Source organism: Shewanella marisflavi (assembly GCF_023283925.1).
Taxonomy (GTDB): Bacteria; Pseudomonadota; Gammaproteobacteria; order Enterobacterales; family Shewanellaceae; genus Shewanella; species Shewanella marisflavi.
In genome coordinates this window covers 114,761-133,683 of record NZ_JAKIKX010000007.1, presented here as the reverse complement: position 1 = coordinate 133,683, position 18,923 = coordinate 114,761, and the positions used below count along the sequence as shown (strand labels likewise).

Genomic DNA, 18,923 nt, shown 5'->3' with positions numbered 1-18,923 from the left:
TTTTTAACGAGGCAATTACGGGGCAGATATGTTCGACATCATAGTCTCGATTGGATAACATACGCGCCCTTTCGTGATTCACCCTGTAGATGAGAATTTGTAAATGCCCTTTTCCTTAGGTCAACGTTGGATTAGTGATACCGAATCGGAACTCGGTTTAGGTACTGTCGTCGGATTAGAAGGCCGTATGGTTACCCTGATGTTTCCCGCCACCGATGATACCCGCATGTTCGCCCGCGACGATGCCCCGCTAACCCGAGTGATCTATAACCCTGGCGATACCGTTGAAAGCCACGAAGGCTGGAGCCTGACAGTCGAGCAGGTGGAAGAGAAAGACCAGCTGGTGATCTACCATGGTATTCACAGTGAAACTGGTGAACAGGTCAGCCTGAGAGAGACTCTGCTCAACCACAATATTCGTTTCAACAAGCCCCAGGACAGACTGTTTGCCGGCCAGATCGATCGTCTCGACCGGTTTGGTGTGCGCTACCAGAGCCAGCTGCTACGCCACAAGCTAGCCACCTCAGATCTGCTGGGCCTACAGGGGCCGCGTGTTGGCCTTATCCCCCATCAGCAGTGGATTGCCCATGAAGTGGGCCAGCGTTTTGCGCCGCGCGTGCTTTTAGCCGACGAGGTGGGCCTAGGTAAGACCATCGAAGCGGGCCTCATCATACATCAGCAACTGTTGACCGGCCGCGCCGAACGTATCTTGATCATAGTGCCAGACACATTGCGCCATCAGTGGTTAGTCGAAATGCTGCGCCGCTTTAACCTGCGCTTCTCGGTCTTCGACGAAGACAGATGCGTCGAGGCCTACGCCGACCATGACAACCCCTTCTACACAGAGCAGCTGGTGATCTGTTCACTCGAGCTACTGCGTAAGAAGAAGCGCCTGGATCAAGCCCTGGATGCCGACTGGGATCTTATGGTCGTTGACGAGGCGCACCACCTGGAGTGGACCGAAGAGGCACCGAGCCGCGCCTACCGCGTAGTAGAAGCCCTGAGTGAAGTGGTTCCCGGCGTACTGCTGCTGACCGCGACCCCAGATCAGCTGGGCCATCAGAGTCACTTCGCCCGTCTGCGCCTGCTGGATCCAGATCGTTTCTACGACTATCAGGCCTTCCTCAAAGAGGAGGAGAGCTATAAAGAGGTAGCCAGCGCCGCCGATGCACTCGCCAGCGGTAAGCGTCTGCCCGACGAAGCCGTTGCCAGCCTGACCGAACTGCTCAACGAGAAAGATATCACTCCGGCGCTGCGTCTGATTGAAGATGAGAGTGTCGATGACGAACTGCGCGAACAGGCACGTAGCGAGCTGTTACAGGAGCTGTTAGACAGACACGGTACCGGCCGCGTGCTTTATCGCAACAGCCGCGCCTCGGTGAAGGGCTTCCCGACCCGACTCTTCCATGCTCACCCGCAGACCATGCCAACTCAATATGAGACGGCTGCCAGAGTCTCGGCCATGATGGGCGCAGACTCAGATCTCACCGCCAAGGTGAAACAGGCCCTGAGCCCAGAGAAGCTTTACCAGGCGTTCGAGAGCGACAGCGCCAGTTGGTGGAAGTTTGATCCTAGGGTCGATTGGTTGATTGACTTCCTAAAGAATCACCGCAGCAAGAAGGTGCTGATCATCGCCAGCCAGGCAGAAACCGCCCTGAGCCTGGAAGAAGCACTGCGTACCCGCGAAGGGATTCAAGCCACCGTATTCCACGAAGGCATGTCGATCATTGAACGCGACAAGGCAGGCGCCTACTTTGCTCAGGAAACTGGCGGCGCCCAGGCACTGATCTGTAGTGAGATCGGCTCAGAAGGTCGTAACTTCCAGTTTGCCAGCCATCTGGTGCTGTTCGATCTACCGCTTAACCCAGATCTGCTGGAGCAGCGCATCGGCCGTCTTGACCGTATCGGTCAGGCCAACGATGTCGAGATCCATCTGCCCTACCTGGCCAATACTGCGCAGGAAAACCTGATGAATTGGTATCACAAGGGGCTCAATGCCTTCGAGCAGACCTGCCCAACCGGCCACATACTGTTCAACGAATTTTCCGAAGAGCTGTTGACCCAACTGGTCTACCGTGACGATGACCAGTTTACCCAGTTGCTTAACCACACTCAGACCCGTTACAAGGCGCTGAAAAAGGCGATGGAACAGGGCAGAGACAAGCTGCTGGAGATCAACTCTCACGGCGGCGACAAGGCGCTTAAGTTAGTGGAGAGCCTGGCGGCGCGGGATCAAGACACAGGGCTTATCGGCTCGGTGATCCGTCTGTGGGATATTATCGGCGTAGAGCAGGAAGATAGCGGTGAAAACGCTATAGTACTGCACCCGAGCGAGCATATGATGTTCCCTACCTATCCGGGTCTGCCCGAAGATGGCATTACCGTCACCTTCGATCGTGAGATGGCGCTGTCTCGGGACGATATTGCGCTGATCACTCAGGAACACCCTCTGGTACAGACAGGGCTGGATCTGATCACCTCTTCGGAAACCGGTACTACCAGCGTGGCGGTGCTCAAGAACAAGGCGCTACCTGCGGGCACCATCTTCCTGGAGCTGATCTATATGGCCGACGCCTCGGCGCCCAAGGCCAGCCAGCTTTACCGTTACATGCCACCGACTCCGGTGCGCGTGTTACTGGATAAGAATGGCAATAACCTGTCGGAGAATGTCAGCTATGAAAACTTCGACAAGCAGCTCAGCGCGGTCAATCGTCATATCGCCAGCAAGTTGGTGAATGCCTCACAAACCCTGCTGCACCCCTTGTTTGCCAAGGGTGAAGAGTTTGCCCAGGCGGCGCTGCAACAACTGACCGACGAAGCCAGAAGTAAGATGACCCAGCAGCTCACTGGCGAGCTGGAACGTCTTGAGGCGCTAAAAGCGGTTAACCCCAACATTCGTAACGAGGAGCTTGAGCACCTGAGAAATCAGATGAGTGAGCTCAACAACTACCTGGATGGTTGTCTGCTACAACTGGACGCCGTGCGTCTGGTGCTGGTCAGCCACGCCTAACTGGGCCTCTAAGCCTCTCCTGATGGCACTGACCTTTCTGGTCGGTGCCCTCTTCTTTCTTCCTCATTTTATCGCCAACGGCAAGCACTTAGGCTTATACTGAGGCCATAGCCAACCCTATTTAACCCTAGCCATATTGCCTAATCGCCGATGAATCTACGCACCATACTCTTAAGCCTACTCCCCCTGTTCGTCCTTGCCCAAAGCAATGCCGCGTCCGATTATGATTATCTGCCACCCAAGGAGGTGACTAAGATTAAACTAGGTGAGCAGGAGCAAGCGGTACTGATTCGTCCCTGGCTGGGCCGCCATCAACATGGCGCGGCAATATTGCTGGGAGACTTGGGGGAAGATGCCGATCCAGATGGGCTAGTGGCCTTTCTCAGGCGTCAACTCGCCCCCAAGGGCTGGGCGACCTTAAGCATTGAGGCGCCAGAGAATGCGGTACAGCCTAACCATATTACCGATGCCGGTGAGATCCCCAAACCGGGTGAGCAGCAGCTCAGCGAAAAGGGCAATCAAAGCCTGCCTAAATACAGCCAGCAAGCCTGGGCAGCGCTCAGAGAGAAGCAGAAACAACAGTTGAGTCAGACCCTGAACCAACTCGACAGCTTAGGTCAGGCCTATCCGGGGAAGCGAATCTTGATCGCTAATGGGCAGAGTGCAGGACTGGTTATTGAAATGCTGGCAGGCGCGGCGCTACCTAGCCCAGATCTACTAGTAGTGATCAACCCCTACCTTGAGCTAGAAGCGGAAAATCGCGAATTACCCACAATCTTGGCCAAACTTGAACTGCCAGTGTTGGACATTCAATCGCCCGATGCCTTTCCCGCCTCATTGACGACCCAGCAAGTGCGCAAAGCCCTCTCACCTATGGGACAGCCTTTGCGCTATGAACAGCAACTGCTGGCGCTGAATCTCGATCAGCCCACCGCCTGGCAGGAGGTATTGACCTTGGTTCAGGGATTCGCCCAGCGTATCCAGCGAGCAAATCCCTAAAGGCTTAAGATTATTTCTTATCTTTACTCAGCATCAAGGCCAGCGCGATCAACACCACGATGACGCCCATATAGAGCAGTTCGAGCATTGAGGTGGGCTTCATCTCGCTAAAGTAAGAGAACACCTTAATGATCAACATCATAAGGATCACTTTACCCAGCTTGCTCTTAAGCGAATCTATGCTGCTAATCACTAAGATCTTGCCACCGGCGACACTATCTTCTGCCGCCTGCAGGTTACTGATAAACAGTTCATACAGACCGAAGGCAAAAATCAGCAACACAGAGCCCAGCAGGAAGGTATCTAAAATCTCCACCACCACCATCACGAGATCGTTGCGCACATCGTAGCTACCCGTCAGCACATATTCCCATAGCAGATCAATCATATGGACCGCATCCTTGATCCCCATGATAAACACCACAAAGGCCGCCAACACGCAGGCAAACACCCCTATCATCACAGAGAGGCGGCTACTCCAGAGAAATCGTTCAAACCCTTGTCGCATTATGCTTGTATCCTTTATCAAAATTTGGCAGCGGGATACTAGCGGCCCTCAGCAACTTCGTCTTGCCCGGCACAGCGTTGTGTGAAGCAGATCACAGTGAAATTAACTTATACATCACAGCCTTAACGCCACCAGGCTTGGCGAATGCGGTAAGGACGGTCGGGATCTTTAGTCTGACGTAGGGCCGCGATAACCCGGTTCTTACCCAGCAATAGACGTACCTGACTCAAGGATTCCCGTGCCAACAGGCTACGCTCACCGGCGCGCCAGCTCTTATTGATGCTCAACTTAATCGCCGCAATGGCATCGGGAGAGGTCGTAGACAGTTGCAGGGCCAGTGCCTTAGCGGCCTCTCGCGGCGACTCGCTCACCTGAGTCACCAGGCCAAAAGCCTTGGCCTGCTCGGCATCGATCACCTCGGCGCTCATGGTCAGTTGCATAGCGATATCCTTACCCACCAGCTCCCTAAGCCCCACCAATCCGGCCATATCGGGCACCAGACCCCATTTCGCTTCCATGATAGAGAGGCGGCAATCGGGCGCAGCGATACGCATATCTGCGCCTAAGGCTATCTGGGTTCCCCCGCCGTAACAGATCCCTTCGAGCACACAGATCACAGGTACAGGCAGTCGGCGCCAGCCAATAGAAACCCGCTGAGCCAGGTTGGCATTGCCCGGTAGCCATTTGAACAGGAGTTTAATCGCCTGCATAGGCGATTTCATTACACTGCCTACATCGAGCCCTGAGCAGAAATTACCGCCACTGCCAGTTAAGATCACTGCCCGCACATCACGGCGTTTCGCGATAATTTTCTGCACCTTAACGATAGACTCAAACAAAGCATAATTGAGTGCGTTGTATTTTTCTGGCCGTGACAGCTCTACCCAGGCGATGCCCTGTTCTATGGTCAGTGTGACATGGGGATGTTGCATTCCTTTACTCCTCAAAACCTGCTACTGGTCAGTCCAGAAGGAATGTAACACATTTGGCAAATATCCCTAAAAGTTATAACATGGCAACAATTTTTGACGATTGTCAAAAAAATGTCACCCCGCAGTTTACGTCAGTTAATCAAGCTGATAGATAATGACATTAGGACAGAAGGTGTCATTTCTGTTGCCACGGAAAGATTCAAATGGTCACAGCTCGGGTAGATCCTTCGGCTAAATATATCGGCAGAGCCCCCCATTAAGCCCAAAATTTACCTCAGACAAACCAATAAATACTGCCTCTGGATGAAGCTTTTAAATACCAAGTAAGCGATTTGGTGTTATCTTCAAGAGTAAAGGCAGATGAGGATGTTATAACTAGATGTCGATTCCCGTACTCATATGCGATGACTCAGCTCTCGCCCGCAAGCAGATGGCCAGAACCCTGCCAAAAGAGTGGGATGTCGAGATCACCTTCGCCAATAACGGTGCCGAAGGGATTGAGGCGATCAGGGCCGGCAAAGGCGAAGTCGTCTTTCTGGATCTCAACATGCCTGTCATGGATGGTTATGAGGTACTGGAAACCATTCAAAAAGAAGATCTCCCCGCCTTAGTGATCGTGGTGTCAGGCGACATACAGATCAAGGCCCATGAAAAGGTAAAAGCCCTAGGCGCGCTGGATTTTATCCAGAAGCCGGTCAGTGCCGACGCTATCAGCAACATACTGCAAGAATATGGCATTCTCACCATCGCCCTGGGCGATCTGGACAGCGACACCCCCATGATAGAAGTGGATCTGCGTGATGCCTGTCAGGAGGTGGCGAACGTCGCTATGGGCCGTGCCGCCGATCTACTGGCCAAGCTGCTGGATGTCTTTGTGCTCTTGCCTATCCCCAATGTCAATGTGCTGGAAGTCAGCGAGCTGACCATGACCCTCAAGGCCACTGAGCAGTACGGTACTGTCTCCGCCCTGTGCCAAGGGTTTATTGGCGCTGGCGTCGCGGGGGAAGCACTGCTGCTGTTTCACGACTCCTCCTTCCAGGATATGGCCAAACTGATGGGACTGGCGAACCCGGAAGACACCAATACCGAAATCGAAGTGATGATAGACACAGGCAATGTGTTGATCGGCGCTTTTCTTAGCGGCATCTCAGAACAATTACACATGAAGTTTAGCCAGAGCCATCCTGTGGTGCTGGGCCGTCACTGCACGGTAAACGATCTTATTCACGACAATTCGGAAAAATGGGCACGGACCCTGGCGATGGAGATCAACTACCGTATCGAAGGCCATGATATTCAATGTGACCTTCTGCTGCTGTTTACCGAAGAGTCACTGCCAACGCTTAACTATAAGCTTGGCTATCTGCTGGATTAAGCTGGATTTTAAACATGGCATATGACCAAAGCGCGATGAACGAGCTCCACTGGCTAATTGATATGGTGCAAACCATAGAGGTTGGCTTGGTGGTGCTTGATCGCAACTACAACATCCAACTTTGGAATGGATTCATGGAGAACCACAGCGGTATCTCCCCCAACTCGATCAAAGGTAAAAACCTGTTTGATCAGTTCGATTACCTGCCCGCCACTTGGCTAAAGCAGAAGATGGAATCGGTATTTCTCCTCAAGAACCGCGCCTTTATCAGCTGGGAGCAGCGCCCTTATGTGTTTCAGTTCGGTAACTACCGCCCCATTACAGGCCGCGCCGACTTTATGTACCAGAATGTTACCCTGCTGCCGCTCTCTTCGCTGACCGGCCAGATCACCCATATCAGTATGATCATCTATGATGTCACCGACGTGGCGATCAACAAGTTGCAGCTCAAGGCGGCCAACGAACGCTTGGAACACCTGAGCCAGACAGATGGCCTGACCCAGCTGCATAACCGCCGTCACTGGCAGCTCTGTATGCAGAAGGAGTTTGACCGCCATACCCGCTACGGTGACCCCACAACACTAGTGATGTTAGATATTGACCATTTCAAACGGATCAATGACACCTATGGTCACATTGCCGGTGACAAAGTTATCCAGCATGTGTCCCACATACTGCGTCAGTCACTGCGCGAAACCGATTGTGCCGGACGTTACGGTGGTGAAGAGTTTTCCGTGGTGCTGTCAAACACCAATGCCGACTCGGCACTCTACTTTGCCGATCGCCTACGTGAGAAAATTGCCGCATCCGAACTCAGGTTTGAAAGCGTCATCCTCAAGGTGACGGTAAGCATAGGGATCTGCGGCATAGATGATCAGCTGAGCAATAGTGCCCAGTGGCTCGCCCAGGCAGACAACGCCCTCTACCAGGCCAAGCAACAGGGACGTAACTGCAGCGTCATCTTCACCCCCGATAACCCAGCCAAATGAGCCACAAAAAAGCCCATCAATGATGGGCTTTTTTGTGGCAGACGAGCAAGACTATGCTTAGTGGAAGCGAGAGTCTTCCTCTTCATACTCTTCATCGTCATCCAGCTCGGCGTCATCACCGATGAAGTAAGTGCCCCAACCGTCATAATCGACTTTTAATTTGGCTGCCAGTTGGATCAAATCCTCACAGGCCTTATCCAATAAAGCGACATCCAACTTATGATGGGCGATAGCGTCGAAACAGAAGATCACAGAACCATCTTCAAGCTCCATCTCTTCGGCATCGTTAACTTCAAACCCCATCTTAAAGGCCTCAACGGCAGCCTTCTCCAGTCTGTCGAAGTTAGACGCTGAAAAATGATGTTCTATGGTGTATTCAGCATCTGGCTCAGAACCATCGGCAAGAATCGCATCGACGATCTCCTGATTTTCCTGCTTCTGTTCCTGCAACTGACGTTCTGTAGACATGGATCTCTCCGAATAAAATAGTGTTCTAAATTAAATAGCTTTCTTGGCCATCAAGGCACCAGCTTCCTGATTAAGCTGAGCCAGTTTTTCCGACATCATGGCATGAATTCGAGTAGAAAGCTCCTTGACCTGTGACTTGGCAAGCCCCTTGGTCTCTATCGGATCCATCACCTCGATGATCACTACGCCATTGTTCCAACGATTAAGCTTAATATGCTCTTGGTTAGAGGCCAGCACTGGCACCATAGCCACACCGGCTTCGATGGCGGTATGGAAAGCGCCCGACTTAAAAGGCAACAGCCCCTTACCACGGGAGCGCGTTCCCTCAGGGAAGATCCAGATTGAAAGGCACTTTTCTTTAATCTTCTTCGCCGTCTGCGCCATCGTCTCGAAGGCACGATTACGGTTATTACGATCGATCAAAATATTGCCCGACAGCCAATAGATCTGACCGAAAAACGGTATCCAGGCCAGACTCTTCTTGCCCAGACTGACTGTCCCCTTAGGCACGGCAGCCGTATGGGTAAACATATCGAAATTATTCTGGTGATTCGCCAGAAAGATACAGGGCTCGCTGGGCTCCACCTTAGGCTTACGCACTACCACTTTTACACCCAGTACTGGTGCGGCCCAGGAAAAAAGCTTGGCAAACAGGTGCACATTGTCTCTATGGCGCGGGCGCAACAGACAATAGAGACCACCAAAGACAAAAGCCAGCAACAACATGATGGCTAAGATCAGAGATCTGAAGATTAACAGCACAACTTACTCCTGTGATTTCAGTGGCGACATTATAGCAGCAGCTTTTTTGACTTACACCTGTAGTCTTAAGCTCACATTCACCCAGCGCCACGCCCAGCGGTTATTGCTCTATTAAGCCTTGGAAATATCAGCGAAAAAGAAATTATCAGCGAATGGTTTCGAGAAAAAAAAGCGAGAATCACCCCATGGGCAACTCCCGCTTATTTCACATCAAGGGCTTTTTATATCGAATTTACTCGTTAGCCTTTTACTTTGTAATCGAGCTTTCTCGAAACAACTTAGGCTGCAGCAGACGAAATAGCACGGCACTCACCGCCAAGGTGGCAACAATCGCCGCGCCACTAGGCAGGTCAAAACTGGCCGATAAAAACAGACCGACCCCATAGCCTAATAGGCCAACCAGATAAGCCATCGGCCATCTGATTTTGCCCTGCATCTTGTTAACCGCCAACGCCGGCAAGATCAGCGAGCTGAAGACCAGATAGACCCCCACCAACTCCACCGACAGGGTGATCACCAGAGCAAACAGGAGATAGAATCCACCACCATTGAGTATCGCAGGCCTGATGGCAATCACGGCCAATACCAACGCCGACACCACGGCAGGTAATGCCAATTGCGACCAGGTAACCCAAAGGATCTGCCCCGACATCAACTGTTTTAACATCTCGGCCCCATGGGGGTCATTGGAGAGCAGCAGCATAGCCGCCACCGCCGACAACACATAGAAACAGCCGATAATCGCCTCCAGTTCATCGGCCATACGCTTTGCTAACCAGGCGATAAACCCCGCCCCAAGCAAGGCAAACAGTGCCGGCATCCAGACATTGGCGTAAGGCAGGTGCTCCAGCTCATGATTAGTGTGGCCTATGATAGCCCCCAAAGCCGCCACCTGAGCAATCGCCAGATCGATAAAGATGATGCCACGTTTTAATACCTGACTGCCCAGCAGCACATGGGTGGAAAGCACCAAGATCCCCGCGGCCAGAGCGGGTAACAAAATAGACAAGATATCGAGATCAAACATGATTGGGTACCGATAAAAGCTGACAACGACGCCGATTGCTCGGCGCCGTCTTGGCTCTGGATTAGTGGTTCACACCGAGTAGCAAATGGATCACGCTCTCATACAGGCCAAATAGATCCTGAGCGTCATCGTTGCCGCCAACTGACATAGGCAAGGTTACCACAGGCAAGCCTGTACGCTCTCCTAACCAGTGTGCACCACGTTCATCCTGATAGGAGGCGACAATAATCGCCATCACATCTCCCTGCTGGGCTCGCCCCTGCAGGTGCGCCAGGTGTCCTGTGCTTGGCGGCAATCCAGGCTTAGGCTCGAGATCGCCAACCTGCTCCAAACCCAACCAATTGAACAAGTAACGGAAGCTAGTGTGATAAGCGATCACCTTCTTGTCCTTAAGTGGTGCCGCCAGAGATTGCCAACGGGGAATAGCTTCCTGCCAACGCTGGCTAAAACCAGCCAAGGCCGACTCATAGGCCGCACGGTTGTCAGGGTCAAGCTGCACCATTTTAGCCGACAGCGCGCTCGCCACTTCCAGCAGACGCTCAGGGTCAAAATGCAAATGAGGATTTCCCTGAGAATGCACATCCCCCATGCTGCGATCCACCTTATCGAGTTGATCTAAGGTCTGAGTATGCTCTGCAGCAAAGAAGAGTCCCTTATCGGTTGAGCGCACCTGGGCGTTGGCCGATTTCATCTGCAGCATAGGCAACCAACCGACTTCGAGATCGGCGCCGGCGCACACCGCAAGATCCGCCTGGCGCATCTTAGCAATCAAACTAGGCCTTGCCTGTACCTGATGAGGATCTTGCATCGCCGTCGTCGCGGCGTAGATCTTAGCATCTGGCGCCAACTCCTTGGCCAAAGCGGCATATTCAGGTTCGCAGGCAAAAATATTCAGTTTTGCCTGCGCGCTGCAGGCAAAGCTCAGCGCCAGCGCCGCAGCGCCAGCCTTAAGATAGTTAGAATTGATGCGCACCGTGAGCCCCCAGAGTCATAACATATTGAAGCGTAATAATATTATCGTCTGAAATACCTTCAAAATTAGTGCCTTGCTGATTGGTATATTGCAGGCGTACCGTTGAGAAATGACTGTGATGCCAGGCTAGGCTGACCTCAGTCTCTTTCAGTTTTTGGGCATCGAAGTGCTCATCATGCAGCAGGTGAGTATCGACCTGACCATAACGCAGACCCGCCGACCAGTTAGGCGAGAACTGGTAGACAGTACTGACATACCAACCTGTGTGTGCATCGGGCTTTGACGTATCGTGATCCTCGGCTATCTCTTGGTCATGGTCGTCCGCAGGGGCATAATCACTGACACGGAAATACTCGCCGCTCAGGGTCAGATGCTGATACTTATAGTTGCCTTGAGGCGCCCACTTATAAACGAAATCAGCGATATAGGTGTTCTCACCCGTATACTTGGCCACATGGCTATGATCATGGCCCTCCTCTTCGACCACCACCTCTTCATGCTCTTCCTCGGCGGTCAAACGGCCATTTTCATTGCGCAGGTAGCTCAGGCCCAGTAGCCATGAGCTGCTCACACCGATATCGCCACCGAGCTTAGTATAGGCCGTATACACACCCACATTCTTAAATTCGCGCTCACCATGCTCATCTTCGGCGCGCATACCATCACCTTTAAAGGCCTCGATACCCAAGGTCCAATAAAGATCTGTGGGTGCCACATAATCCAGGCGCACACCGTCATCAAAGTAATGGCTGCCTAAAAAGGCACGGTAAGCCGCAGGACGATCAGAGAAGGCATCTGTATGCACATGCTGGTTATTCAGGTAACCAATATCTGACAGGAAACGACCGCCACGTATGGAGAAGCCACCAGGCATAGCTAGCGTCTGAATAAAGGCCTCTTCGAGCCCCAATTCAGTTTCACCTTCATGTATCTCGAGAATAGCCGTCAACTTGCCATAAAACATATCATCGATATTGGCACTCAGTGCTAACTCAGTATGGCCCAGGCCAAAACCTTCGACACGTTCTGCCATAGGACGTTCGCCGCTCTGATAGTAGCCATCGAGCACGGCGCTGATCGCCGGATTAGTCAGAGTAGGATCGGCAGCAAAACTCAGGCTCGGGACCAGTGCACAGGCAAGCGCGATTGCTGAATAGCGAGCATTCAAATTCATCATAATATCTCCAAAAATACACAAACGACTCTGCTGCCAATTGGCGCAGAGTAATAAAATATTGATTTTTTTAGGTATTACGAATGCGCTGGCGGAGCGCGACTCTGGAAATAAACGACATGGACGCTAGCAGAACCTAACAGCTCACGCTGCGGCGCTTCCACCGAGAGACTAGGCAGACTAAAACTGAACTCACCTACAGGTAAGGCACTGTTTAACTGCAGTTTTTGGATACATAAGGTGCAGTGTGTCTTCGCACCATCATCATCTATATGTTCTAGGCTGTGAGCCGGAGCCAAGACAGACAAGCAGAACAATAGGGCACTAAGCCATATCGCTACTCCTCTTACTTTGCCTTTAACCGTCATTGCCATGTGCTCATGCTGTGAACATTGAAATTGCGACCAAGTTTAGGGATAAGAGAAATGAAGTCAAGCCAGAATTGGCAGCGCATCGGAGTGGAATGTAACAAAAGTTATTCTAATATTTTACTTACATGTAGCGCCAAAGCGTGTTCCCTGTCACAGTGGCCTGGCTAAAATTAAGTCTGACTTAAGTTACCCACACTAATATAAGTTTCATAAACTGAAGGGGGAATCTGCCCCCAGACAATATTGACGGCTAAAGGAAAATACCAGCATGAAAGAATTTTTTCGTGAGAATTTCAAACTCCTGTTTTGGACATCGATTTTCTTTATCGCCATCTTAGGTGGCATCTACTATGTCGAGTCAGCACTCGAAGCCCAAGTCCAGGTGATTGAATAAGCCGTCGAATAAATCGCTTTTCGCTGGTCCCGGCCAGCGATCCCACCCGTTCTGCTAAACCACTCAATGCGCGATGACACTTACCGTAACAGCACTTACGTCATTGCACTCACGTTATTGTGCTGGGATTAACGATACTTCCGCCTGTGTTCACTGTCATCCACCACTTTTTGTGGCGGCGCCTGCATCACCTTGAGATGGTCCATCATATGACTTACCAAGAGTATCATTGCCGAAAAAATCGCTACCGCTGTCGTGAGGTTACGCCACTCGGGCATAAAGTAGCCCACGAGCAACATCGATAGGCCCAGATAAAACCCTAAGATCTTCAATCGCATCAAGATGGCACTCTTCCCTAGCCATGCATCACAATGAGGACATTGGATCTGAGACGCTAGCCCCTTGCCACGTTGGGCAGCAACACGATCGGCGCGAAAAGAGTGACTACAATGAGGACACAACACAACAAATTCTCGAATTAAGCTAAAGAGTGCTAGTCTACCAGATTGCGCCGCGCCGAGTTGTCAATTTACAGCGCAGGTAGAAGAGATTATGATCGCTGCACTAGCTAACACAGGACGGATATTATGTTACGCACCCTAGCCTTGGCTCTGATGGCGATAATGGCACTGGCAAACTTGCCCGCCAACGCCCAAGAGACTACCCAGCCCCCACAACCCTTTGTCGAACTGACCCAACTGCAACACACCATAGATTCAGATATCGCTAAACTTGCCAATACACATGGTGAGATGAAGCAGTTTATCGAGTACCGCATTAAGGAACATGCCCAGCAGCTGCACGACAAGCTCAAGTTATTGATGGGCCAAGAGCCACTGGATAAAGAGCAGCTGTTACCTTTAGTGCAAAAGCATCTGGCCTTTATCGACAAGGTGAGTCACTACTACGCCGATGATATCGCTCAATTTAAACAACAGCTTGGCAAAAATGATGATACCAACGTCATGTATAAATTGGCGATGCGTGACCGGGAGCGCGACGAGATCCTCAGTGTTAAGTATGAGACGCTCACCTGGTTAAGCACCCTAGGCGAAGATACCCAAGCAGCTAAGGCGAAACTGACCGAGCAGCTGTTAAAACGTTCAGACATGCTCAACAGCCTGGTTCATTTTACCCAGGACAAGCTCAAGCTAGCGGTGGACGAAGCCTCCAAGGCGGGTAAGGATGTCACCAGCGAACAAAAGGCACTGGTCACCAACCTCAATGAGCGCCTCAGCCTCACCAGCACCAGCCTGTCGATGGCAATCGAACTACTTGATGGCCTCAACCAGGATACGGCCAACCTAAAACAGACCCTGTTTAGCATCTCGGGAGATATCACCCAAGATGTACTCAATGTCGATGTCGCCAGCAACCTGCTGGATCAGTGGTGGAGCAAGGCTAAAAGTCAGGCACTGGACAATGGGCCAGGCCTGCTGTTTAAGCTGTTTATCTTTCTGCTTATCCTCTTCCTCGCTCACCTAGCGGGCAAGGTGGTGCAGCGGATCGTTAAGAAGATGGTCAGCAACTCCAAGCTTAAATTTAGCAAGCTACTGCAAGACTTCTTCATCTCGCTGTCGAGCAAGACGGTATTTGCTCTGGGACTGATGATCGCCCTGTCACAACTAGGCTTTGAGATTGGTCCACTACTGGCAGGTTTCGGGGTTGCCGGTGTCATCATAGGTTTTGCCCTGCAAGACACACTATCAAACTTCGCCTCGGGCATGATGATCCTCATCTATCGCCCCTATGACGTCGGCGATCTGATCAATGCCGCCGGCGTGACGGGCAGGGTAAGTCAGATGAGTCTGGTATCGACCACCATCAAGACCCTGGACAACCAGCGTTTGATCATCCCCAACAACAAGATCTGGGGTGACACCATCAACAATATTACCGTTGAGCATCAACGCCGCGTCGACATGACCTTCGGCATAGGTTACGGCGATAACATAGAGAAGGCCGAAACTGTGCTGCGTGGCATAGTGGATAAGCATCCTAAGGTGCTTAAGCAGCCTGAGCCAACGGTGAAGTTACACCTGCTTGGCGAGTCCTCGGTGGACTTTGTGGTGCGCCCTTGGGTGAAACCGGAAGATTACTGGGATGTTTACTGGGATATTACCCGAGCGGTGAAGATGCGTTTCGACGAGGAGAAGATCTCGATTCCGTTCCCGCAGCGAGATGTCCATATCTATCAGACAGACAAATAAAACCAAAAGCGCCTGCAATGCAGGCGCTTTTTTTACTCTATTGTCCTAATCAGGCTAGGCCGGTTATCTCACCGCGCTCATCGATATCGATATTCAAATAGCCGGGACGGATCCCCAAACCTGGCATAGTCATCACCTTACCCACTAACGCCGTGATAAACCCGGCGCCAGCATTCAACTTAAGTTCAGTGATGGGCAGTTCAAAGCCTTGCGGCGCGCCCTTAAGCTTAGGATCATGGCTAACCGACATAGGCGTCTTGGCGATACAAAGCGCCAGCTTGTCATAACCCTGGAGCTGCAACTGAGCCAGCTGCGACTTGGCCTTATCGGATAACCTAATGCCACTGGCACCATAACCGGCCTCGGCAATGGTCAGCAACTTAGCTTCAATGGACTGATCCGTATCATAGAGATGATGGAAATGATTGGGCTCCTCGGTGGCGCGCACGACCGCATGGGCCAAGTCCACAGCGCCCTCGGCACCTTGAGCAAAGGCCTCACAGATCTCACAGGCAAACACACCCTCTTGCAGCGCGCGCTCCCTTAACCAGTTAAGCTCTTGCTCTGTATCGTCGGCAAATCGGTTGATCGCCACCACGACAGGCAAACCATACTTACCCACATTGGCGATATGCCAGCTGAGGTTGGCATAACCGGCAGCAAGCTTATCCATCTCGCTTAAGCCTTCGTCACTGACGTGTGACTTTAGCGCCTTAATGGTCACCACCAATACGGCAGCATCAGGCGCCTTGCCCGACTGACGCGCCTTGATATTACAAAACTTCTCAAAGCCCATGTCGGAGCCAAAGCCCCCCTCGGTCACCACGATATCTGCCAGCTTCAAGGCGATATCATCGGCAATGATCGAGGAGTTACCGTGGGCGATATTAGCAAAAGGACCTGCATGGATAAGACAAGGGGCACCGCTTAGCGTTTGCATCAGGGTCGGTGAGATAGCCTGACTCATGATGGCTGTCATGGCACCAGCCACCCCAAGATCCTCGGCGCTGATATAGTCACCTTCGGTATTTTGCGCCAGCACAATGCGGCCGATTCTATCACGCAGATCTTTGAGATCCCGGCTCAGTGCCAAGATGGCCATGAGCTCAGAGGCGGCGCTGATATCGAAGCCTCCCTGGTGTACAGGCCCATTGACCTCACCTAAACCCACAGTGATGGTACGCAGGCTACGTTCATTCTGGTCCACCACCCGGCGCCACAGGATCTGCTCGGGATCGATATTTAGCGGCTCGAGCCCCGATTGCTCACGAAAGGCATCACAGCCCAAGCGCTGCTCATGATAGAGACGCGCATCAATGGCGGCTGCCGCCAAGTTATGGGCGCTGGTCACCGCATGAATGTCGCCGGTTAGGTGCAAGTTTAAGTCTTCCATCGGCACCACCTGAGCCATGCCACCACCGGCGGCACCGCCCTTAATGCCGAACACTGGGCCCATACTCGGCTGGCGAATACAGGCACAGCTTTTCTTACCTATGGCTTGGAGGCCTTGGGTAAGGCCGATACTGGTTACGGTTTTACCTTCACCAAAAGGGGTCGGCGTCACCGCGGTGACTATCACTAACTTACCTTGTTTGTTATCTTTGATTCTGTCGGTGATGGTCAGATCGACCTTGGCCTTAGTCTTGCCGTAAGGGGTTAATTCATTTGGCAAGATCCCGAAAGCCTGGGCGATATTTTCTATGGGTTGTAAGCTGGCTTGGCGTGAGATTTCGATGTCAGTCAGCATATGGGCTCCTACGATAAATAAGAGAGGAAAAAAGCGAGCTGAAGCGAATATAGAGTAAATAGTGCTCGCAACAAACCTATTCATTGCCACTGTCAGCGTTAATTAAGGATTTATGAATCTAAATCAATAAAATGATTATTAGTGAAAAAAATTAATCCAAACGGAGCCTCAGATGAGTCAGCAAAGCTTTACACTTTCCCCCTTTATCGCCGGTTTTTGGCGTCTCGATAGCTGGCAGCAATCGCCACAACAGACCCTGGCACTGATTGAACACTACCTCAGCCTAGGCGTGACCTGCATGGATCACGCCGACATCTATGGCGAATACAGCTGTGAAAAGCTGTTTGGCCGCGCCCTGGCCCTCAAACCTTCACTAAGGCAACAGATGCAGATAGTCACCAAGTGCGGTATCAAGCCCGCCTTTGCCTCGACGCCCGATCGCTACGTCAATCACTATGACACCAGCTACCAGCATATCCTCTCGAGCGTCGACAACTCACTGCGCGCCCTGCAGGTCGAGGAGATAGACCTGTTGTTGATCCACAGGCCAGATCCCCTGATGAATGCCGACGAGGTGGCACAGGCCTTCGAGCAGCTCTATCAAACCGGTAAGGTGCAACACTTTGGGGTATCCAATTTTACGCCATCCCAGTTCGATCTATTGCAGTCTAGGCTGGAGCGACCTCTGGTCACCAATCAGCTAGAAATCTCGCCGCTCGCCATGCACACACTAAGCGATGGCACCCTGGACCAATGCCAGCAGTACCGCTGCTCGCCTATGGCCTGGTCTTGTCTGGGGGGCGGTGAGATCTTCAATAGCCAGAGTGAACGTGCCCAAAGGCTACGTCAGACCCTGAGTCAGATTGCCGCGAATCATGGCACCGATGATATCAGCCAGATCATCTATGCCTGGGTAATGGCTCTGCCAGCCAAACCTAAGCCCATCATTGGCAGTGGTAACTTAAGCCGCATCAGTGCTGCGGTCGCCGCTAGCGAGATAAGCCTGGACAGGCAGGAGTGGTTTAGCATCTGGCAAGCCTCCACCGGCCATAGCGTCCCCTAAGCAAGATCAAAAAAGCCAGCAAGATGCTGGCTTTTAACGATTCAGATACGAGCTTAGTCGTGAAACTTCACCTGACCTGTCAGGTGAGGTCTACGCCCCTTAGCGTCACGTAATTCAAACATCAAGCCGCCGGCTTCTTCGGTCTCAGAGTCGAAGCTCACCTTGGCTGGCATCAGCAAAGGCAACTTAAAGGCCACCTCGACGGTACAGGGCTTGTCACCTATCTTTGGCATCAGCTGGGCCACACTTCTTGCCTTGGACCACATGCCATGGGCCAGAACGCGATCGAAACCGAAACGCTTAGAAAGCACAGGGTGAAGGTGAATAAGGTTATAGTCGCCCGATGCCTTTGCATAACGGCGACCAAGATCTTCGCTCAACTCCCAGTTGATCGGATTTTCCCAACTCATAGGGCTTGCCTTAGGCGGACGGACACGCTTGCCATTACCCTCGATACGATAGAGATAGGTCGACAGCGACTCCCACACCAGTTCGCCAGCCACAAAGGCGCGCGATACCAGTTCAAACTCCAGACCTGAGTCTGTCATCTGACTACTGGTCAACTCACACTCGAGATCGAACTGTTCGTCCACGCGAGTGGTGCGGTACTGTGTGATGCTGTTCTTCAGGTGGATCATTCCCAGCAAGGGAAAGGTAATCGCATCTAAGGTAAAGATGCTGGCATGCAGACGAAACACCATGACGTAAAGATAGGTCAGAGGAAGCTGCTGGCCATCAAATTCGAAACCGCAGACCTTAGCGTATTGAGCGACCTTATCGGCACGCACAGCCACCTGTGGACAGGTCACTTTGACATGGGGTAGAGGTTGCTCATCCCAGCCTGGCTTTCGGCCAAAAAAGATCTTGCGATAAAGCGACAACAACGACGGCATCGCCTTTAGTTCAACACAAATTTCTTTA

Annotated in this window: 18 protein-coding genes; 7 read left to right on the top strand and 11 right to left on the bottom strand. The window is 52.0% G+C overall.

Annotated features, from left to right (window positions below; all coding sequences use genetic code 11):
- Nucleotides 1-103: 103 nt before the first annotated feature.
- Nucleotides 104-3,010: an RNA polymerase-associated protein RapA gene (gene rapA / locus L2712_RS14520; protein WP_248978185.1), complete on the top strand. Its 2,907-nt coding sequence runs from the start codon at nucleotides 104-106 to the stop codon at nucleotides 3,008-3,010.
- A 150-nt stretch (nucleotides 3,011-3,160) separates the two neighbouring features.
- Complete coding sequence (locus tag L2712_RS14515) at nucleotides 3,161-4,009, top strand: DUF3530 family protein (protein WP_248978184.1); 849 nt, start codon at nucleotides 3,161-3,163, stop codon at nucleotides 4,007-4,009.
- Between the two features lie 10 nt (nucleotides 4,010-4,019).
- Here L2712_RS14515 and L2712_RS14510 read toward each other — a convergent pair whose 3' ends face one another.
- Complete coding sequence (locus L2712_RS14510; RefSeq protein ID WP_033539018.1) at nucleotides 4,020-4,517, bottom strand: YqhA family protein; 498 nt, start codon at nucleotides 4,515-4,517, stop codon at nucleotides 4,020-4,022.
- Between the two features lie 122 nt (nucleotides 4,518-4,639).
- The gene (locus tag L2712_RS14505; RefSeq protein WP_033539019.1) at nucleotides 4,640-5,449 is read right to left on the bottom strand and encodes a crotonase/enoyl-CoA hydratase family protein; all 810 of its coding nucleotides are present in this window, start codon (nucleotides 5,447-5,449) and stop codon (nucleotides 4,640-4,642) included.
- Between the two features lie 379 nt (nucleotides 5,450-5,828).
- Between L2712_RS14505 and L2712_RS14500 the strand changes: the two genes are divergently transcribed.
- Together L2712_RS14500 and L2712_RS14495 are read left to right on the top strand one after the other, a co-directional pair.
- Nucleotides 5,829-6,824 (top strand): response regulator, encoded by a 996-nt coding sequence (locus tag L2712_RS14500; protein ID WP_088903711.1) that lies wholly within the window; start codon nucleotides 5,829-5,831, stop codon nucleotides 6,822-6,824.
- A gap of 14 nt (nucleotides 6,825-6,838) precedes the next feature.
- Nucleotides 6,839-7,813, top strand: a complete 975-nt coding sequence (locus tag L2712_RS14495; RefSeq protein ID WP_248978183.1) for a GGDEF domain-containing protein — start codon at nucleotides 6,839-6,841, stop codon at nucleotides 7,811-7,813.
- Nucleotides 7,814-7,870: 57 nt separating this feature from the next.
- On the opposite strand, the gene rraB is transcribed toward L2712_RS14495, so the two are convergent.
- From rraB to L2712_RS14465, 6 genes are all read right to left on the bottom strand, one after another.
- Entirely contained in the window at nucleotides 7,871-8,281 is a 411-nt protein-coding gene (gene rraB / locus L2712_RS14490) for a ribonuclease E inhibitor RraB (protein WP_033539022.1), read from the bottom strand.
- A gap of 30 nt (nucleotides 8,282-8,311) precedes the next feature.
- A complete protein-coding gene (locus L2712_RS14485) occupies nucleotides 8,312-9,043 on the bottom strand; it encodes a 1-acylglycerol-3-phosphate O-acyltransferase (protein WP_033539023.1) in 732 nt (243 codons plus the stop codon).
- A 247-nt stretch (nucleotides 9,044-9,290) separates the two neighbouring features.
- Entirely contained in the window at nucleotides 9,291-10,070 is a 780-nt protein-coding gene (locus tag L2712_RS14480; RefSeq protein WP_088903709.1) for a metal ABC transporter permease, read from the bottom strand.
- Between the two features lie 61 nt (nucleotides 10,071-10,131).
- On the bottom strand, nucleotides 10,132-11,043 hold the full coding sequence (locus L2712_RS14475; RefSeq protein WP_088903708.1) for a metal ABC transporter solute-binding protein, Zn/Mn family: 912 nt from the start codon (nucleotides 11,041-11,043) through the stop codon (nucleotides 10,132-10,134).
- Nucleotides 11,027-12,220: a membrane protein gene (locus L2712_RS14470; protein ID WP_033539026.1), complete on the bottom strand. Its 1,194-nt coding sequence runs from the start codon at nucleotides 12,218-12,220 to the stop codon at nucleotides 11,027-11,029. The genes L2712_RS14475 and L2712_RS14470 overlap by 17 nt, the downstream gene beginning before the upstream one ends.
- Before the next feature lie 74 nt (nucleotides 12,221-12,294).
- The gene (locus L2712_RS14465; protein WP_140946856.1) at nucleotides 12,295-12,591 is read right to left on the bottom strand and encodes an ABC-type zinc uptake system zinc chaperone; all 297 of its coding nucleotides are present in this window, start codon (nucleotides 12,589-12,591) and stop codon (nucleotides 12,295-12,297) included.
- A gap of 265 nt (nucleotides 12,592-12,856) precedes the next feature.
- On the opposite strand from L2712_RS14465, the gene L2712_RS19135 reads away from it, so the two are divergent.
- Nucleotides 12,857-12,982: a hypothetical protein gene (locus L2712_RS19135; protein WP_258311744.1), complete on the top strand. Its 126-nt coding sequence runs from the start codon at nucleotides 12,857-12,859 to the stop codon at nucleotides 12,980-12,982.
- A gap of 128 nt (nucleotides 12,983-13,110) precedes the next feature.
- Here the strand turns inward: L2712_RS19135 and L2712_RS14460 are convergent, their stop codons facing one another.
- Nucleotides 13,111-13,446, bottom strand: coding sequence for a hypothetical protein (locus L2712_RS14460; protein WP_033539027.1), 336 nt, complete (start codon nucleotides 13,444-13,446; stop codon nucleotides 13,111-13,113).
- A 123-nt stretch (nucleotides 13,447-13,569) separates the two neighbouring features.
- Between L2712_RS14460 and L2712_RS14455 the strand changes: the two genes are divergently transcribed.
- Entirely contained in the window at nucleotides 13,570-15,192 is a 1,623-nt protein-coding gene (locus L2712_RS14455; protein ID WP_248978182.1) for a mechanosensitive ion channel family protein, read from the top strand.
- Between the two features lie 49 nt (nucleotides 15,193-15,241).
- On the opposite strand, the gene L2712_RS14450 is transcribed toward L2712_RS14455, so the two are convergent.
- The gene (locus tag L2712_RS14450; RefSeq protein WP_248978181.1) at nucleotides 15,242-16,939 is read right to left on the bottom strand and encodes a formate--tetrahydrofolate ligase; all 1,698 of its coding nucleotides are present in this window, start codon (nucleotides 16,937-16,939) and stop codon (nucleotides 15,242-15,244) included.
- 172 nt (nucleotides 16,940-17,111) lie between these two features.
- Here L2712_RS14450 and L2712_RS14445 point away from each other — a divergent pair, with 172 nt between their 5' ends.
- Nucleotides 17,112-18,002: an aldo/keto reductase gene (locus L2712_RS14445; RefSeq protein WP_248978180.1), complete on the top strand. Its 891-nt coding sequence runs from the start codon at nucleotides 17,112-17,114 to the stop codon at nucleotides 18,000-18,002.
- 53 nt (nucleotides 18,003-18,055) lie between these two features.
- Here the strand turns inward: L2712_RS14445 and L2712_RS14440 are convergent, their stop codons facing one another.
- Complete coding sequence (locus tag L2712_RS14440) at nucleotides 18,056-18,895, bottom strand: MaoC/PaaZ C-terminal domain-containing protein (protein WP_248978224.1); 840 nt, start codon at nucleotides 18,893-18,895, stop codon at nucleotides 18,056-18,058.
- Between the last annotated feature and the right edge of the window lie 28 nt (nucleotides 18,896-18,923).

Coding starts and splice junctions, on each gene's coding strand:
- L2712_RS14440 (WP_248978224.1), bottom strand. CDS start 18,895: ATGCCGTCGTTGTTGTCGCTTTATCGCAAGATCTTTTTTGGCCGAAAG.
- L2712_RS14445 (WP_248978180.1), top strand. CDS start 17,112: ATGAGTCAGCAAAGCTTTACACTTTCCCCCTTTATCGCCGGTTTTTGG.
- L2712_RS14450 (WP_248978181.1), bottom strand. CDS start 16,939: ATGCTGACTGACATCGAAATCTCACGCCAAGCCAGCTTACAACCCATA.
- L2712_RS14515 (WP_248978184.1), top strand. CDS start 3,161: ATGAATCTACGCACCATACTCTTAAGCCTACTCCCCCTGTTCGTCCTT.
- L2712_RS14495 (WP_248978183.1), top strand. CDS start 6,839: ATGGCATATGACCAAAGCGCGATGAACGAGCTCCACTGGCTAATTGAT.
- L2712_RS14505 (WP_033539019.1), bottom strand. CDS start 5,449: ATGCAACATCCCCATGTCACACTGACCATAGAACAGGGCATCGCCTGG.
- L2712_RS14455 (WP_248978182.1), top strand. CDS start 13,570: ATGTTACGCACCCTAGCCTTGGCTCTGATGGCGATAATGGCACTGGCA.
- L2712_RS14470 (WP_033539026.1), bottom strand. CDS start 12,220: ATGATGAATTTGAATGCTCGCTATTCAGCAATCGCGCTTGCCTGTGCA.
- L2712_RS14465 (WP_140946856.1), bottom strand. CDS start 12,591: ATGGCAATGACGGTTAAAGGCAAAGTAAGAGGAGTAGCGATATGGCTT.
- L2712_RS14510 (WP_033539018.1), bottom strand. CDS start 4,517: ATGCGACAAGGGTTTGAACGATTTCTCTGGAGTAGCCGCCTCTCTGTG.
- L2712_RS14480 (WP_088903709.1), bottom strand. CDS start 10,070: ATGTTTGATCTCGATATCTTGTCTATTTTGTTACCCGCTCTGGCCGCG.
- L2712_RS19135 (WP_258311744.1), top strand. CDS start 12,857: ATGAAAGAATTTTTTCGTGAGAATTTCAAACTCCTGTTTTGGACATCG.
- rapA (WP_248978185.1), top strand. CDS start 104: ATGCCCTTTTCCTTAGGTCAACGTTGGATTAGTGATACCGAATCGGAA.
- rraB (WP_033539022.1), bottom strand. CDS start 8,281: ATGTCTACAGAACGTCAGTTGCAGGAACAGAAGCAGGAAAATCAGGAG.
- L2712_RS14500 (WP_088903711.1), top strand. CDS start 5,829: ATGTCGATTCCCGTACTCATATGCGATGACTCAGCTCTCGCCCGCAAG.